This window comes from Dactylosporangium roseum (genome assembly GCF_025264685.1).
In the GTDB taxonomy this organism is placed as follows: domain Bacteria; phylum Actinomycetota; class Actinomycetes; order Mycobacteriales; family Micromonosporaceae; genus Dactylosporangium; species Dactylosporangium roseum.
The window spans coordinates 3555340-3570650 of sequence record NZ_CP073721.1; the positions used below are offsets into that span (position 1 = coordinate 3555340).

The window sequence follows — 15311 nt, forward strand, 5'->3', positions numbered from 1 at the left end:
ACACTCGTGACCGTGCGCAGACGCGCCTGATCGCCGCTCGTCGCGGCGCCCCGCCGCCGTTTACCGGAGGCGATCCCGCCGACAGGCAGCCGTCGGTGCTCGTCATGCGGTCGGACCCGACCATCGACGACGGCATTCCGCGCGGTGTCCGCGTGGCCGGGGCGTGGTCGTGGCGGGTGATCCTGTTCGTGGCCGCCGCCTACCTGTTGCTGCGGGTCCTCGGCGTGCTCAGCGTCGTGGTGATCCCGGTGGTGGTGGCCCTGCTGCTGGCGGCGCTGTTCGAACCGGCCGCCGCGAGCCTGCGCCACCGGGGCGTCAACCGCTCCCTCGCCGCCGGGATCGTCCTGGTCACCGCACTGCTCGTGGTCGGCGGCGGGTTCACGCTCATCATCCAGACGTTCATCAGCCAGTTCGACGACCTGGCCACCCAGGTGGGCCAGGGCATCGACCAGGTGCAGCACTGGCTCGCCCGCGGTCCGCTGCACATCTCCGACGCCCAGCTCAGCGACGGCGTCGACAAGCTGCGCCGAACCGTCAGCACCAACCAGGGCGCGTGGGCGTCCGGCGCGCTGAGCACCGCCACGACCCTCACCGAGGTGCTCGCCGGGTTCTTCGTCGTGTTGTTCACCCTGTTCTTCTTCCTGCGCGACGGCGGCCAGATCTGGCAGTTCCTCTGCCGGCTGCTGCCCCGCGCGGCCCGTGTGCCGGTCGCGCGCGCCGGCCACTACTCATGGCACACCCTCGTCTCCTACGTCCGCGCGACGGTCCTGGTCGCATTCGTCGACGCGGTCGGCATCGGCATCGGGCTGGCCGTCCTGCGGGTCCCCCTGGCACTGCCGCTGGCCGCCCTGGTCTTCCTGGGCGCGTTCATCCCGGTCGTCGGCGCCACGCTGTCCGGCGTCGTCGCCATCCTGGTCGCCCTCGTCACGCAGGGCCCGGTGACCGCGCTCATCGTCGTGGGCATCGTGATCGCCGTCCAACAGCTGGAGGGCCACGTCCTGCAGCCGCTCATCATGGGCCGCGCGGTCGCCCTGCACCCCCTCGCCGTCATCCTGGCCATCGCCACCGGCGTCGTCACCGCCGGCATCGTCGGCGGCCTCGTCGCCGTGCCACTGCTGGCCGTGACCAACACCGCCGTGCGCTACCTCGCCGACCACCCGACCGGCGAACCTACCCGGGACCACGAACCACCCGGCACCAAACCGACCGACCCCGGCCAGGCCGCCGCTGAACAGGCCGCCGACGACGCGGCCGGACAGGCCGACCCCGACCCCGATGCGCCCCCCGCCGGGCACACCTCGGTCGTGACGGGGCCGGAGCCACAGCACAGCCCCGCCGAAGTCGGTGGGGCCAGGTGACACGAGGGAAGCACAGCCCCGCCCTCACCACCGGCGATAGTTAGGAGCCCCATGAGCGTCGACTTCGATGCACCCCGCTTCGCCCCGACCGACGACACCAGGGACGGGATCGGTGTTCTCACAGTCTCCCGGCCCTCCGGCCACGACGACCCCGACGACGCTGCCGATCCTGACGGACGTGCCGGCTCAGGCCGGGTCGACGACCCCGAATCCGTCGACGAGGAGATGTCGGTTCCCGTGGTACCGATGCGCGCCGACGAGTTCCGATGTGGACGGTGCTACCTCGTGCATCACCGCAGCCGGCGCGCCGGCGGTCACGACGGACCGGTCTGCCGCGACTGCGCCTGAACTGGCCGAGTCGATCCGGATCAGCGGCAAGGCGCCGGAGGTCGGTGGTGGCGGGCGGAGCGCTATCGCGAGGATCGCGGCGGGAGGGAAGCACGGCAGCCGGCACGATGCCGGTCAGGGGCCGGCTCCACAACGAACGTGAGGAGAATCCCGTGCACATCGAAAAGGCTGAGATCGTCGCAGCCCTGCGGCGCAGAGGACTGGCCGCCAGGGCCGACTGGGTCGACGGGGAACTGCCTGGGCTCGTCGACACGAACCGGAACGCTGCGCTGCTGCAGATGCTCGGTATCGACCCCGCCGACATGTCACCGGCCGGGGCCACCACGCGGCAAGGATGACAGGACCTGCCCGATGACCGAGGCGGGAACGGCGCCGAGCTTCCCCGCGCTCCGGTGGCGAGCATCGCCCGGCGAACGGGCAGACGGTGAACGGCTGCGGGCGCACATGCGCTCGCAGCCGTTGGTGCTACTCGTGGTCAGGACGCGATGTGCAGCTCGTTGCGTACACTCGTCACGCCGGCGGCGCTCCAGGCGGCCCGCTCCGCCTCGCGGCGCTGCGCCCACGATCCGACGCTGCCGTGCAGCGTCAGCTCGGACCCGTCCAGATCGATCGTGATGTTGACGGGATTCAGCTCGGCGCTGCGCCGCAGGGCGGCCTCGACCGCTGCCTTGGTGCCGGCGGTCGGCGTCGTCGACGCGAGCTGGATCTCGTTGCTGACCAGTTTGACGCCCTTGAGGTAGGTGACGGCTCGCGCCGCGGCGTGGCGCTGGTAGTCCCAGGTGACCTGACCGGTCAGGGTTACCCGGCGATCATGGACATCGGCCTTCACGGTGTTCGCCGGCACGTCGACGGTCCACGTGAGGGCGCGGTCGGCCGCAAGGGCGAGGGCCTCGTCGTTGACGTCCGCGGGCATCGGAGCCCGCACGGCGGTCTTGTTGGTGACATTGGTGACGCCGCCCACCCGCATGGCGGCCTGTCTTGCCGCGAGCCGTTCCGGCAGGCTGTTGACTTCGCCGGAAAGCGTTACCGTTCCGCCGTCGACCTGAACCTCGACGCCGGATGCATCGACGTTCGGGGTGTAGTGCAGCTCCTCGGTCACGGCGGTCTTCAGTTCCTGGTCGGTCTTGTGCATTGTCTGTGTCACAGACACCACGATGTGCCACCTCCAGCTCCGGCGCCAGGCCAATTCGGCGTATATTTCCAAGTACTTTTGTGATGCGTGAAAATCGTCAGCATTTAAGGCGATACATGCCCTTCTCGAATGGCAACTCTTTGACGGTCGATCACCTCGTCGAGCGGGCCGGGAGACGCGGCCACCGCGGGCCACGAGTCGTCGATGCACTCCCGCGGGTCTGACGCCATGGCGCTTTCTGCGGCGATCAGGCGTAGGGTGATGGTGTCGCTCCGGTCCCTGGTGGCCGTCGAGCCGTTGCATCTTTGCTGCGAATGCGGCCTTCGGTTCCCCGTCCATCCGGGTCCTGCTCGATATGCCTCCGTCGTGAGGCGGTTGCACAGCTCTGCCTGCAAGCGCTCGCGCTGCGGGACACGATCCACAAGTCATGCAAAGGAATGTGAGCGCGATGGTCAACATCGCCAAGGACCACAGCACCGCAGTCAAGGGCGCCATCGGTACTCCCGCCAACCCCATCGTCCCGGACCTGGCTCCGGACAGCACCGGATACCGGCCCGTCGACCACACCAGCGTCGTGACGACCGCCGGTGACCGGCGCTCGTCCGCACCGGCATCGACCGCTCGGCGGAGCGCATCTCCGGCCGCCGCCCGATACCTGCTGGCCGGTATCCGGCTCGCGCTTGGCTGGATATTCCTGTGGGCTTTCCTGGACAAGCTGTTCGGCTTCGGGTTCGCCACCCCCTCGGCGCGGGCCTGGCTCAACGGCGGCAGCCCGACCAACGGATTCTTGAGCTCGGCCAAGGGCCCGTTCAGTGACTTCTACCATGCGATCGCCGGGACCACCGGCGCTGACGTGTTGTTCATGGGCGCGCTCCTGGCCATCGGCGTAGCGTTGATGCTCGGTGTCGGCATGTGGCTCGCCGCTGCCGGTGGCGCACTGCTGACGGTCATGATGTGGACCGCCGTGCTGCCTCCGGCCGGCAACCCGTTCATGGACGAGCACCTCGTCTACGCCGCCGTTCTGGTCGTCTTGGCCCTCCTCGGCGCCGGGAACACCTTCGGAGCGGGCCGTGCGTGGGCCGCCCTGCCGCTGGTGCGCCGCGCCCCCTGGCTGCGCTAGCCACACCGATGCGGACCAGGTCGGTCCGTGTCCCGGCCGCCCCTCGGGTTCCGGTGCTTCGGCGGACCTGACGGGGCGGCCACATCACACTCCGCAGTACGGCGAGCCGTCCGAGCAAGTACAAGCAGCCGGGCCGGCCCGTCACCGGCGGTGCCGGCCGGGCGGTCTGCGAGGAGCCCGCGAACGGCCGGGGTCATCGACCGGGCGCTGCTCATCCGCGCGTGGCAGCTGCTCGGTGGGGTGTCCGCCGTGCTGGTCATGGGTGGCTTCCTCGCGGTCCTTTGAGCGGGGCCGACCCCCGAGGGCGCCGCAGCGACGTCCAGCAATGCGCAGGGCAAGGAATCGAGGAGGTCACCATCGCCACCACCGCTGAGCGTGCCACGGCCGTTCCGACGGGACCGCCTACCCATCCGAGACTGGTACTCGCCCCGGACCGGTTGAACCGCGCTGTGCTCGACGGCGGGTGGTGGCCGCGCTCCGCGGACGCCCTCGCCGAGCTGCCGGGGCTCGTGCTGACCCTCGCCGCCCGCTTTGGACCCATCCGCCGGCTGATGCTCAACAGCGACAGCTGGGACGGGCACTTCCGCCGGCTGGCGGTGGGTGACCGGGTCGTACGGGCCGGATGGTTCGCCACCGTCGACGCGGCGGTGGTGATCGCAACGACCGAACAGGGCATGCAGATCGACCTGCTGGTGGTGCCTCCGGGCACCGGCGCGGCTGCCGCCGAGGCGGCAATGGCGACTGCGGCCGATCCGGCCAACCGGCTGCGCGCCCCCGCGATTCTCGCCGAACGGCCGGCGGTGGACGGTCGGCCCGGCGCCGGCGATTCGCAGTCGGTCTGGGACAACGAGGGCGGCCACGGCGCCGGCCCCGCGGTGCGCTGAGGCACTGCACCGGCCGCAGCGAGGCCGCGCTGTGACCGTCATCGTCGCCGGCGGGGTGGACCGGTCGGGCGGCGTCGCGCCGGCCGGCGGCGCGACGGAGTCCGTCCGTGGCCCGGGGCGGGGCCGGCCCGGACCGGCGCCGTCGATGGGGTCGGCGAGGGCCGGGTGGCGAGGTCGGTGACGGTTCCCCGGGTGCTGGTGGCGGCGAGCGCGGCGGCGAACAGGATGAGTTGGTTGAGCAGGCTCAGGAAGAGCAGGATGGCGACGGCGGCCGTGACGAGCTGGTAGGCCGGGTTGGCCTGGGCGCGCTGCACGTAGATCCGGCCGACCGTCTTGAGTAGCTCCAGGCCGGCGGCGACGAACAGCGCCGGCCCGAGCACCCGGCGCAGCGGCATCCGCAACCGTGGCAGGGCGGTCAGTGCGGCCACGGCCAGCAGGACGTTGACGGCGACGCCGAGCAGGTATCCGGCCGCTCCGAGGAGCCAGTGGCCGGCCGGGCCGGCCCGGTCCGCCGCGTCGTGCAGCAACCAGGCCAGCAGCGCCTGCGTGCCGGCCGTCAGCGCCAGCGACACGGCCAGCAGCAGCCCCAGCCCGGCCAGCACGGCGAAGTCGAGGACCTGGCGGAGAACGTAGTTGCCGGGGTACTGCGGCAGCCGCCAGACCGCCCGGATCGAGGAGCGCAGGGCGTCGACCCAGAACACTCCGGAGACGGGAAGCACGATGAACGCGACGAGGCCCGCCGCGCCGCGGGCCTCACGCAGCGCCGCCGCGTTCAGGCCCGGCAGGTTCTGCGACAGGTACGCCTGCACGGAGCGCAGCACGGGCGGGTCGTCGAGCACGTAGCCGAGGATCGCGAATCCCAGCAGGGCGAGGGAGAACGTGGCGAAGAAGGCGTAGTAGGTGACCGCCGCGGCGAGCCGTCCCCCGTCGGATCGGTCGTAGCGCCGGGCCGCTCGCGCGAGGTGATCGAGCCAGCCGAAGCGACGGCGGGCCCGCCCGAAGGTCGCCTTCACGCGCCGTGGCACACCCGGACGGTGCGCCGTGGTGGTGTCCGTGCCGCTACCGGTCGCCGGCCGCAGGAGGGCCGGCGACCGGGACTTGGGCGCTGAGCTCAGGATGCGCCGGCCGGGAGCGGCTTGCCGTTGGGCGGCAACGGGTTCGGCGTCGCCGCGGCGGTGGCCTCGCGGGCCAGGAACGCGCCGAGCTCGCCGATCGTGCTCATCAGCGGGGCCGGGAACACCACGGTGGTGTTCCGGTCGACGCCGATCTCGACCAGGCTCTGCAGGTTGCGCAGCTGCAGCGCGAGCGGATGCGCCATCATGACGTCGGCGGCGGTGCCGAGGGCGTCCGCGGCCAGTGCCTCGCCCTCGGCGGCAATGATCTTCGCGCGCTTCTCCCGCTCCGCTTCCGCCTGCCGGGCCATCGCCCGCTTCATGCTCTCCGGCAGCTGGATGTCCTTGAGCTCCACCAGCGTCACCACCACACCCCACTCCTCGGTCGCCACATCGAGAATCCGGCGGATGTCGACGTTGATCCGGTCGGTCTCCGACAGCGTCTCGTCGAGGGTGTGCTGTCCGACGACCTTCCGTAGCGTGGTCTGGGCGATCTGGTTGATCGCCGCGCCCACGTTCTCGATCGCCACGACCGACTTCACCGCGTCCGCGACCCGGAAGTACGCGACCGCCGAGACGTCGACACTCACGTTGTCCTTGGTGATGATGCCCTGTGACTGGATTGGCATCGTGACGATCCGCAGGCTCACCCGCTGCAGGACGTCGACCAGCGGAATGATGACGGTCAGGCCCGGTTCCCGGACGCCGACGACCCGGCCGAACCGGAAGAGCACGCCCCGCTCGTACTGCTTCACCACCCGCACCGCGAGCGAGAACAGTAGGAGCAGCAGAAGCATTACAGCAATGACGATCCATACGTACGGCATGAGACGACCTCGATCGTGGGACGTGTCCGTGAGCGACGGACGGTCGGCCACCGGGGTCTGGAGCAGCACCTTTCACGGTACACCGGATCGCCGGGATCGAGACGAGCCTCAATACCCTTCAGGCGCACCGTCAATATCGGCAAAGACTGTGATGCACTCGAGTTCGGTGACTGCTACGGTGAACCGCAACTTGCCACCCCGGTCCCCGGTGGCGGACGGCCGTTCGACTCGGCACCGCCGCGATGGGACACGAGGGAGGCCGTCGATGCCGCATCGGGTCCCGACCGGCCGGAAACCTCTGCTGCGCTCAATGCGAGCGGTGGGCCGGGCGTGCCGCCCAGCTGACGTTACTCCAGCACCAGGGGGAGGGCTCCCGGGCGGCATGCTGTGCCGGCCGGGAGCCCGGCACGCAACCAGCGCGGTGACCGGGTCCGGCCCCGCGGGCAAACCGTCCGGCGACATCTGCATGGCGCCGGGCTTCAGGCGGCGCCTGACGGCCGGAGCAGGGCCGCCAGCTCGGCGGCGATGTGTTCGTCGTAGCCGGCCGTCAGCTCCGCCGGCCGGGCGGATGATCGCCGGTATTCGGGGATACGCCGGTCCGCGATGGCCAGCAGCCACGCCTGTATGTCGCACGGCTGCTGCCTGGTGGGAGCCAGTCTCCAGACCTCGACGAAGACCGCGCGCGTGATCACCACTGCGGCTGCGGCGTCGCGCAGCTGCGTGCGGGAATGCACGAAGACGGGACGGACCATGAGGCGGTACAGCGCGTGGAAGGCGGCTGCTTCGCGGTCGGCGATCCGCTGGACCAGCCGGTCGTAGGCCGCTGTGGCGATGAGCGGTTTGGCGTGCTGGAGTGCCATCGACGCTCCTGACGATGCCCGGATGAAGGACACCGCTGGGGTCCGGAGCGGTGGGGAGTGCCCCGATGATAGGCCGTCGCCGGACCCGGTTGCCGATGTGACCGCCGGTTTCACCCGGCCGGGTCGCAGCGGGCCGCCGGACCCTGCTCGTCAGTCGCTTCGTCCGGCGCGGACGGGCACGCGGTCGATGCCGGTCGTGCGCGGTGAGGTCACTGCAGTTCCCGGGTAATTTCGGCGTGCGCGAGGGCTGATGGTGCCCGGCGGCCGACGATCGCCGGTGCCTCGCGGATGAGCGTGTCGTCGGTCAGGGCGGCGACCATGAACAAGGCGAAGTCCACCCGCCGGGTCTGGTTGCTGGACAGTTTCGGGTCGCCGACGTGCCGGCTCCACACCGGCAGGCCCTGGCTGGGACCTTCGGTGAGGTCGCTGCCGCGCACCACGGTCCACCGGGTGTTGCTGGCGAACACGCGCTGGCAGGCGTCGACCTGATCGTCGAGGTCGGCGAAGCGGGCGAGCTTGGCGAGCGGACTGGCGATCTTGACGATCGCCCTGAGTTTCCACGGGTAGACGTCGAGGCCGTCGCGGGAGATGTGCCATCCGCAGGAGAACACCAGGCGGGCACCGCCGCGGGTGTGGTCGAGCACCGCCTGCGCCGTGCCGGCCGCGTAGTGGTTGACCCCGCGCGGGACCAGCACCGTCAGGACGCCGTCGCATCCGTCGACCGCGCGGGCGATGACCGCCTCGTCGTTGGTCGCCCCCGTCACGACGGTGATGTGGTCGCGAAGCGCGCCGAGCTTGGCCACACTGGCGGCCCGGCACACGCCGACGACCTCGTAGCCCCGTTCGAGCGCGTGCTGCACCATGTATCGGCCGAGCTTCCCGGACGCCCCGATCACGCAGACCTTCAGCTTGGCGTTGCGATCGGCGGCGTATCGGTCCCGTACTGGCTCCATGGCTGCTCTTCTCGTCGGCGGCCGGCCGGGATGACTCCGGGGCGCGACCGCGCCCTGCGAACGGATTCGTGCCTGTGTACGGTGCGCCCGCCGGCGGGGGACACGATGCTCGGTACGGACCACGGCGGGCGGGCAAACGCGGCAGCCGTGCGCCACATACAGGCGTGCAACCGGTACCCGGACACGCCGCGCACTGCTGGTCACCAGGGTCCGGAGCGACGCTTGGACTGTACGCGCGGATTGGCCCGACATCGATAAGCAATGGCGGTCCCGGTCTCGGTGATGATCAGCCGGGCCCGGCTGTGAAACCTGTCGTGTCAGTGGCGAGCAGACCGGCCCGGAGCCGGTCCAGGGTCTGCCGCAGCAGCCTCGAGACGTGCATCTGCGACACGCCGAGCGCCGCGGCGATCCGCGCCTGGGTCATCTCGTCGTGGAACCGCATGGCGAGGATGCGCCGCTCGCGCGGTGGCAGCGCTGCGACGAGCGACCGGAGTGTCAGGTGATCGTCGATGCCGGTGTAACGCGGGTCGACCGCGCCGATGAGGTCGATGCGTTCAGCGGCGTGGGGTCGTCAAGAGGTTCGTTGAGTGACGGCAGCCGGTACGCCTGCGCTGCCTGTTTCGCGGCGTGGAGGGCGCCGATGTCGATGCGGAGATGCTCGGCGAGCTCGGCCGCGGTCGGTGCCCGACCGTGCAGGTGGGTGAGGTCGGTAACGGCTGGGCGTAGCGCGAGGAGCAGTTCCTGGCTGGAGCGCGGCACCCGCATGCCCCAGGCCGAATCCCGGAAGTGCCGTTTGAGCGCGCCGATGATCGTCGGGGCGGCGTAGCCAGCGAACGGGACGCCGCGCCCCGCATCGTAGCGGTCAACGGCCCTGACCAGCGCCAGCGCGGCGACCTGCCGCAGGTCGTCGAGGGGTTCCCCACGACCGGCGTATCGACCCGCAAGCCGGTGGGCCATCGGCAGGCAGCTCTCGATCGCCCGCCCTCGCAGGAGGTCTCGATCCGGGTGACCGGCCGGCAGCCCGCCGCGGGTCTCCAGCAGGTGTTCCGGCGCCCCCCAGTCGCCGCTACCGGCGGGGATCGCGGCGGACGCTCTGGACGGGCGGGGATAACGGTGGCCGGTACCGATACGAATGCGGTGAGCATGGGTTACGCCCCTTACGGGCCAGCCGCGAAAACCGGCAGCGATGACGCTTCCGGCCAAGCGCCCGGGCGTCGTGGGAATGACCGCGGGGTCCAGGCGGCGGTGGAGGCACCCTGCGCCGAGGCATATCGGCGCAGGGACGAGAAGCCGGTCCGGCCTCAACCTTAGAGGACGTCTGATTCACGAAGTTTGTGAGTTGTGTACGTTCAGGTGTCTCGCCAGGTTGGGGTGGTTTCGTCGGTGAGGCGTTTGGCGAGGTTGTCGATCATCGCGATGGTGATCATGCTGGCTGAGTTGTCGGGTCGGGTTTCGTAGTCACGCACGAGCCGGCGGTGGTGCATGAGCCAGCCCAGCGTTCGTTCCACGACCCAGCGGCGTTTGACGACCGAGAATCCTTTGATGGCAGGGTTTTTGGTGACGACCTCGACGTCGATGCCAAGTCTGGCACCGTGTTCGACGACGGTGTTCTTGAATCCGGCGTCGACCCATGTTTTGGCGAGCGTGGGATGGCGGGTGGTGGCCTCGTTGAGCAGGTCGACGCCGATGGCGTTGTCGCTGACGCTGGCGGCGGTGACGATGACGGCCAGGAGTAGGCCCAGGGTGTCGGTGATGATGCCCCGCTTGCGTCCCACCACTTTCTTGCCCGCGTCGGTGCCCTGTGTGGACAGTGGAACGTTGGTGGAGGTTTCACGCTCTGGGTGTCCATGATGGACGCGGTGGGGGTGGTCTGCTTGCCGGTGTGGTCACGGACCAGGCCGGTGAGGTCGTAGTTCAGTTCGGCGAAGATGCCTTCGTTGGTCCAGGCGGCGAAGTAGCCGTAGACGGTGCGGTAGGGCGGGAAGTCGTGGGGCAGGTAGCGCCAGGGGATGCCGGTGCGGTTGATGTACAGGATCGCGTTGAAGATTTCGCGTAGGTCGTGCGTCGGTGTGCGGCCGCCGACGCCGGCGTCGGTGCGGGTCTGGCGCCACGTGGTGAGTCGGGGGGCGATGAGGGCCCAGCGGGCGTCGGACAGGTCGGAAGGGGTACGCGCTGCGTTCAGTCATGCCGGTGTGCGTACGGTGGCGGTGGGCCGGTGTGACGGACAGCGGGTCCGTTGTTTCCGTGACGAAAGTGAATCAGACACGATCCGCTGCTGAAACGTCTCGTATGCGGCCGACTCGAATCGGCTGAAATGATGATGTTCTTGGCAACTTCAGGCACACGTGGGCAGTGACTGTCGATGGGCGGACCGGACGTTATCCATCCCAACCAGAACCAAACGTCCAGTAACGACGGCATGTCATCGGAGGCTGTAGAGGGCCTGGAGCCTGTTCTCGGTGAGCCGCTGCGCGGCTGGCGAGTCGATCGCAGGCGTGGCTGCCTCCACGGCTTGTCGCATCATGTCGATGGTGGCGAAGGCGTAGAACGCCGCCGTGGTCGACATGTTCTCGTGGCCGAGGAGCCGCATGATGACCGGCAACGGGATGCCCTGCTGGTAGAGGCCCATGGCCTTGGTCTTGCGCAGCATGTGGCAGTGGATGTTGTTCGGGATCGAGGGGCATCTCTGCCGTGCGGTCGTGGCGGCGTGCGTGAGCACTGCGGCGACGGTGTCGGTCGACAGCGCTGTCGGCTTGCCGTTGTGCAGGCTGTAGAACGCCGGCCGGGTCGCAGGAAGCTGCGTCGTGCCCGGGTGGAACTCGGCGAGGTAGGCGCCCAGGTGCTCGATCGTCTTGCCGGCGAGGGGGACGATGCGGGTCTTGTTCCTCTTGCCGGTGAGGACGACGTGTCCGGGCTTGCCCAAGCGGAGGTCCTGCAGCGTCAGGCTGGTGATCTCACCGACGCGGGCCGCGGTGTCGTAGAGCAAGATCAGCAGCATCCGGTTGCGGCGCGATTTCGCGGTGCGGCCGGTGCAGGCGGCGAGCACGGCCCGTGTCTCGGGTCCGGTGAGGTACTCGATCGGTTTCCTCGCGCTGGCCGGCGCGCGTAGCGCCGTGGCTGCCTGACTGAACGCGACGAGGGTGATGTCCTCGGCGGAGCAGTAGGTCAGGAACGCTTTGACGGTGGTCAGCCGCAACGCGATGGTCCTGGGCGCGTAGTGCCGCTGGTCGGCCATCCAGGCCAGCCAGCCTTTCAGGTGTGGCCGGTCGAAGTGGTCGAAGCTCACGTCGCCGCGGTCGATGTGCTCGCGCTCGGCGAGGTAGTGCAGGAAGCATTCCAGGCTGATCCGGTAGGCCTCGATCGTGTTCGGTGAGCGCCGGGCCACGGTGGGCAGGTAGGTGTGCAGGTAGGTGTGCAGGTAGTCCTGTAGTCCTGGGCGAAGCGGTAGAAGTCCGGGGCGCGGGTTGCCGGGTCACGTTTCATCGAACCCGACCTCCGGTAGCAACGACTGGCTCGCGGTGGTGAGGTGGGCGTAGGCGTGCAGGAACTCCGGCGAGGTGTGGATGTAGTAGAAGCTCGACTCGATGTCCGCGTGCCCCATGTAGCGGGCCAGGTAGGGAAGCATCGCCATGACGTCCTTGCCTTGGGCCATCCATCGTTCGACGTTGGCGTAGGCGAAGTGATGGCGCAAGTCGTAGGGCCGAGGCTGCTGAGCGCCCACCGGCCGTGGGAGACCGGCCTGGTCCCAGGCACGGTTGAACATCTTCCCGACGGTCGCGGCGGTGACCTGGTTACCGGCCGCGGAGACGAAGAACATGCCCCGCGTGGGGCCGAAGCGTGCGCGGGTGACCCGGTCGCAGTTGGCCAGGATCTCGGTGACTTCGCCGGTGATCGGCAGGCGTCGGGAGCGGTTGCCTTTGGAAGCCACGATGTCGAGGTGCCGGTCGCGAAGGTGCACGTGCTCGGGGCGCAGCAGGCGGGTTTCCCCGGTCCGCAGCCCGCACGAGTGCATCAGCGTGAAGAACGCGACCGCCTGCCACCGCCGCGGGGAGACGGCGTTCAGCGTTGCGGCGGCCGCGAAGAACGCCTCGATCTCGTCGGTGTTCAGCAGGTAGGGGTGGGCGGGAACGACTGCGGCCTTCCACCGATCGGACAGGACGTAGGCGTCACGCTGCCCGTGGGCCTGCAACCATCGGCCGACGTCGCGGATGTAGGACATCCAGGACCGGTACCGCCCTGAGCGAGTCAGCTGCTGGCTGACCCATCCCTCGACCGTGTCGCGGTCGAAGACGGTCCGCTCGTGTGTGGTGCAGTAGACGTCGAACTGCTTCAGGTACCAGATCCGGGAGGCGCCGTAGAAGCCCATCTTCTCCTTGAACGCGAGGTAGGCCTCCAGTTGCGGTGTGAAGGCACTGGTGAAGCCGCGGGCGTTCATGACCGCGTTCCGGCGGGGATGTCGAGGACGCAGTCGAGCAGACGTTCCTCATCGACGCTCAGATACAGGTCAGTCGATTCGGGGCTCGCGTGGCCCAGCACGGCCGAGATCGTCGGCAGCGGGACCGCCGCGCGCAGCAGCCGCGACGCGGCGTTGTGGCGCAACAGGCGAGTACCGGCCCTCACCCCGGTGACGCCTGCCTTGCCGAACACGGTGGCGATCACCCGGTGGATCGATGCGTGGTCCGACAGCCGCGTATGTGGCGCCACGCAACGGAGGAACACGTGGTCGTCGGGCGAGTCGGGCCGTTGGTCGAGGACGTAGTCGGCGAGCCTGCCGACCAGCAGATCGGTCAGCGGCACGGTCAGCGGGTTGTGCGTCTCCTGCTGCACGATGCTGGCGGTCCGTGCGCGCCAGTCGATGTCGGCCAGTCGCAGGTTGATGATGTCGCACGCGCGCAGCCCCGTCGTCACCGCGAGCAGGGTGATCGCGGCGTCCCGCGCGGCGATTGCCGGTGTCGCGCATGCGTGCACGACCAGGCGTTCAACCTCGTCGGGAAGCACCGGCAGGATCGCGTGGGAACGCCTGACCCTGGCCAGCCCGGCCGCGTCGACCAGGTCGTTACGGCCGGTGAACTTCAAGAACGGCCGGAAGTTCGACACCACCCAGAACAGCGACGACGTCGCCCACGTGCCTGTCAACGAGTCCAGGAACCCCAGAACGCTGGACCCGTCGGCGTCACCGAGGCAAGCGATCCCGCGTGCCTCCAGGAACACCAGGTAGGCGCGGCATACCCGGCCGTAGGCGTCGCGGGTGGCCAGCGCCAGGTCACGGCCGGCCATGTCGGCGTCCCACGCGGCAGCCAACGCGATGAACTCACGCGAGACCGGTCGTGGGCCACCCCCGCCACGCTTGCGGCACGCCAGCCCCACCCGGCCGGTCAGCACGTAGGCGTCGAACACGCCGACCAGCCGGCTGTAGTCGAAGCTGCGCTGCGCACTGAACCTGCCAGTACGCGGACTGATCGTCATCGACGCGAACGCAGCACCCAGGGCGGGCGTGTAGACGCCACCGCGCTCCGCGGCGAAGCACGCCAACGCTTTGATCGACTTCTCGTATTGGCCGATCGTCGACTCCATGTAGCCGGCTGCCCGCAACTCCGCGACAACCACCGACCCGATCCCTGTGACCGTCGTATCCATGGCCGTCTCCTCTCCACAGGGCGAATGGATACGGCGGACGGTAGCCACCAACCGCAGGATCGTTAAGCCGAGGAAACAGCCAAGTCCACCCGGCCACCACAGGCCATCCCACGATCCCTCGGCTTAACGCACGGCTCGGCGTAATCGGAGTGGTGGATCAACTGTTGGTCGCGCACGTCGCGGGTCCAGATGCCGTACTCGAGGGCACCGAGGATGAGGTCGGTGTCGCATCGGTCGCCGGCTTTCCAGCCGACGATGCGGTTGGAGAACGCGTCGCGGACGGCGGCGAGCCAGAACACCCCTTCACCGCAGCGGATGCGGGTGGCGTCGGCGACCCACAGCCGGTTCGGTACGGTGGCGGTGAAGTTGCGGTTTACCAGGTCCGGGGCGGGTATCGCGCGCGGGTCCTGGACGGTTGCGCCGCCGCGCCAGCCGCGGCGTAGGGACGCGCCCTGCCAGCCTTGCTGCGCCATCAGCCGCTCGACACGTTTGCGGCCCACGTGGATGCCGTCACGGCGCAGTTGCCGGTGGACCCGGTCCGCGCCGTAGGTGCAGCCGGACGCGGTCCAGATGTCGTGAATGTTGGACAGCAGCCCGAGGTCGACCAGGTCCCGGTCGCACGGCTGGGTGAACCGCGCGCGCCAGGCGTAGTAGGTGGAGGTGCTGATCTGCAGAACCCGAACAGGAGCGCGACCGCGAAGCGGTCTGAGTGTTCGTCGATGAACGTCATGACCGTCGCCGGGTCGGGTCGAACTCCGAGGCGAAATACGCGCTCGCCGCTTTGAGGATCTCATTCGCCCGCCGCAGCTCAGCGTTCTCCCGCGCCAGCCTGCGGTTCTCCTCCAGCAGGTCACTGGAGGGCCGGTCGGTGCGCTCCCCGGCGTCCGCCTCAGCCTGCCGGATCCAGTTGCGAAGCGCCTCATGATGCACGTTGAGCTGTTCGGCCAGCCGGCGGATCACCGGCTTCGGGTCCGACTCCCGATACAGCCGCACTGCACGCTGCCGCAGGTCGTCGAGGTACTTCTTCGGTGCTGGCACGGACCTTCCCTTTCCACGGCCATCAGACCATGATCAAGAAGC

Annotated in this window: 17 protein-coding genes and 1 pseudogene; 5 read left to right on the top strand and 13 right to left on the bottom strand. The window is 69.4% G+C overall.

Annotated elements, in window-relative coordinates; genetic code table 11:
- Nucleotides 1–104: 104 nt before the first annotated feature.
- From Drose_RS16610 to Drose_RS16620, 3 genes are all read left to right on the top strand, one after another.
- Nucleotides 105–1358, top strand: a complete 1254-nt coding sequence (locus tag Drose_RS16610; protein ID WP_260729095.1) for an AI-2E family transporter — start codon at nt 105–107, stop codon at nt 1356–1358.
- A 51-nt stretch (nt 1359–1409) separates the two neighbouring features.
- Entirely contained in the window at nt 1410–1706 is a 297-nt protein-coding gene (locus Drose_RS16615; protein WP_260729096.1) for a DUF4193 domain-containing protein, read from the top strand.
- Between the two features lie 152 nt (nt 1707–1858).
- Nucleotides 1859–2044, top strand: a complete 186-nt coding sequence (locus tag Drose_RS16620; RefSeq protein WP_260729097.1) for a hypothetical protein — start codon at nt 1859–1861, stop codon at nt 2042–2044.
- A 137-nt stretch (nt 2045–2181) separates the two neighbouring features.
- Here the strand turns inward: Drose_RS16620 and Drose_RS16625 are convergent, their stop codons facing one another.
- The gene (locus tag Drose_RS16625; RefSeq protein WP_260729098.1) at nt 2182–2838 is read right to left on the bottom strand and encodes a BON domain-containing protein; all 657 of its coding nucleotides are present in this window, start codon (nt 2836–2838) and stop codon (nt 2182–2184) included.
- A 448-nt stretch (nt 2839–3286) separates the two neighbouring features.
- Here Drose_RS16625 and Drose_RS16630 point away from each other — a divergent pair, with 448 nt between their 5' ends.
- Together Drose_RS16630 and Drose_RS16635 are read left to right on the top strand one after the other, a co-directional pair.
- Entirely contained in the window at nt 3287–3958 is a 672-nt protein-coding gene (locus Drose_RS16630; RefSeq protein WP_260729099.1) for a DoxX family membrane protein, read from the top strand.
- A 449-nt stretch (nt 3959–4407) separates the two neighbouring features.
- Complete coding sequence (locus tag Drose_RS16635) at nt 4408–4842, top strand: DUF5994 family protein (RefSeq protein ID WP_260729100.1); 435 nt, start codon at nt 4408–4410, stop codon at nt 4840–4842.
- Between the two features lie 38 nt (nt 4843–4880).
- On the opposite strand, the gene Drose_RS16640 is transcribed toward Drose_RS16635, so the two are convergent.
- From Drose_RS16640 to Drose_RS16695, 12 genes and pseudogenes are all read right to left on the bottom strand, one after another.
- Nucleotides 4881–5867, bottom strand: coding sequence for a YihY/virulence factor BrkB family protein (locus tag Drose_RS16640; protein ID WP_260729101.1), 987 nt, complete (start codon nt 5865–5867; stop codon nt 4881–4883).
- An 86-nt stretch (nt 5868–5953) separates the two neighbouring features.
- Nucleotides 5954–6781: a slipin family protein gene (locus tag Drose_RS16645; RefSeq protein WP_260729102.1), complete on the bottom strand. Its 828-nt coding sequence runs from the start codon at nt 6779–6781 to the stop codon at nt 5954–5956.
- 479 nt (nt 6782–7260) lie between these two features.
- Nucleotides 7261–7641 (bottom strand): sigma-70 family RNA polymerase sigma factor, encoded by a 381-nt coding sequence (locus tag Drose_RS16650; protein ID WP_260729103.1) that lies wholly within the window; start codon nt 7639–7641, stop codon nt 7261–7263.
- A 209-nt stretch (nt 7642–7850) separates the two neighbouring features.
- Nucleotides 7851–8594 (bottom strand): NAD(P)-dependent oxidoreductase, encoded by a 744-nt coding sequence (locus Drose_RS16655; RefSeq protein ID WP_260729104.1) that lies wholly within the window; start codon nt 8592–8594, stop codon nt 7851–7853.
- A gap of 286 nt (nt 8595–8880) precedes the next feature.
- Complete coding sequence (locus Drose_RS16660; protein WP_260729105.1) at nt 8881–9036, bottom strand: sigma factor-like helix-turn-helix DNA-binding protein; 156 nt, start codon at nt 9034–9036, stop codon at nt 8881–8883.
- 53 nt (nt 9037–9089) lie between these two features.
- Nucleotides 9090–9551, bottom strand: a complete 462-nt coding sequence (locus tag Drose_RS16665; protein ID WP_260729106.1) for a sigma factor — start codon at nt 9549–9551, stop codon at nt 9090–9092.
- 392 nt (nt 9552–9943) lie between these two features.
- Nucleotides 9944–10780 (bottom strand): annotated as a pseudogene (locus Drose_RS16670) (IS5 family transposase).
- 236 nt (nt 10781–11016) lie between these two features.
- The gene (locus Drose_RS16675; protein ID WP_260729107.1) at nt 11017–11979 is read right to left on the bottom strand and encodes a tyrosine-type recombinase/integrase; all 963 of its coding nucleotides are present in this window, start codon (nt 11977–11979) and stop codon (nt 11017–11019) included.
- An 87-nt stretch (nt 11980–12066) separates the two neighbouring features.
- Nucleotides 12067–13029, bottom strand: coding sequence for a tyrosine-type recombinase/integrase (locus Drose_RS16680; RefSeq protein WP_260729108.1), 963 nt, complete (start codon nt 13027–13029; stop codon nt 12067–12069).
- A complete protein-coding gene (locus Drose_RS16685) occupies nt 13026–14231 on the bottom strand; it encodes a tyrosine-type recombinase/integrase (protein WP_260729109.1) in 1206 nt (401 codons plus the stop codon). The genes Drose_RS16680 and Drose_RS16685 overlap by 4 nt, the downstream gene beginning before the upstream one ends.
- A 62-nt stretch (nt 14232–14293) precedes the next feature.
- A complete protein-coding gene (locus Drose_RS16690) occupies nt 14294–15025 on the bottom strand; it encodes an IS3 family transposase (protein ID WP_260729110.1) in 732 nt (243 codons plus the stop codon).
- A complete protein-coding gene (locus Drose_RS16695; RefSeq protein WP_260729111.1) occupies nt 14958–15269 on the bottom strand; it encodes a transposase in 312 nt (103 codons plus the stop codon). Before Drose_RS16695 ends, Drose_RS16690 begins: the two co-directional genes overlap by 68 nt.
- Nucleotides 15270–15311: the final 42 nt, after the last annotated feature.

Coding starts and splice junctions, on each gene's coding strand:
- Drose_RS16610 (WP_260729095.1), top strand. CDS start 105: ATGCGGTCGGACCCGACCATCGACGACGGCATTCCGCGCGGTGTCCGC.
- Drose_RS16615 (WP_260729096.1), top strand. CDS start 1,410: ATGAGCGTCGACTTCGATGCACCCCGCTTCGCCCCGACCGACGACACC.
- Drose_RS16625 (WP_260729098.1), bottom strand. CDS start 2,838: ATGCACAAGACCGACCAGGAACTGAAGACCGCCGTGACCGAGGAGCTG.
- Drose_RS16630 (WP_260729099.1), top strand. CDS start 3,287: ATGGTCAACATCGCCAAGGACCACAGCACCGCAGTCAAGGGCGCCATC.
- Drose_RS16645 (WP_260729102.1), bottom strand. CDS start 6,781: ATGCCGTACGTATGGATCGTCATTGCTGTAATGCTTCTGCTGCTCCTA.
- Drose_RS16650 (WP_260729103.1), bottom strand. CDS start 7,641: ATGGCACTCCAGCACGCCAAACCGCTCATCGCCACAGCGGCCTACGAC.
- Drose_RS16655 (WP_260729104.1), bottom strand. CDS start 8,594: ATGGAGCCAGTACGGGACCGATACGCCGCCGATCGCAACGCCAAGCTG.
- Drose_RS16660 (WP_260729105.1), bottom strand. CDS start 9,036: ATGCGGTTCCACGACGAGATGACCCAGGCGCGGATCGCCGCGGCGCTC.
- Drose_RS16665 (WP_260729106.1), bottom strand. CDS start 9,551: ATGGCCCACCGGCTTGCGGGTCGATACGCCGGTCGTGGGGAACCCCTC.
- Drose_RS16680 (WP_260729108.1), bottom strand. CDS start 13,029: ATGAACGCCCGCGGCTTCACCAGTGCCTTCACACCGCAACTGGAGGCC.
- Drose_RS16685 (WP_260729109.1), bottom strand. CDS start 14,231: ATGGATACGACGGTCACAGGGATCGGGTCGGTGGTTGTCGCGGAGTTG.
- Drose_RS16690 (WP_260729110.1), bottom strand. CDS start 15,025: ATGAGATCCTCAAAGCGGCGAGCGCGTATTTCGCCTCGGAGTTCGACC.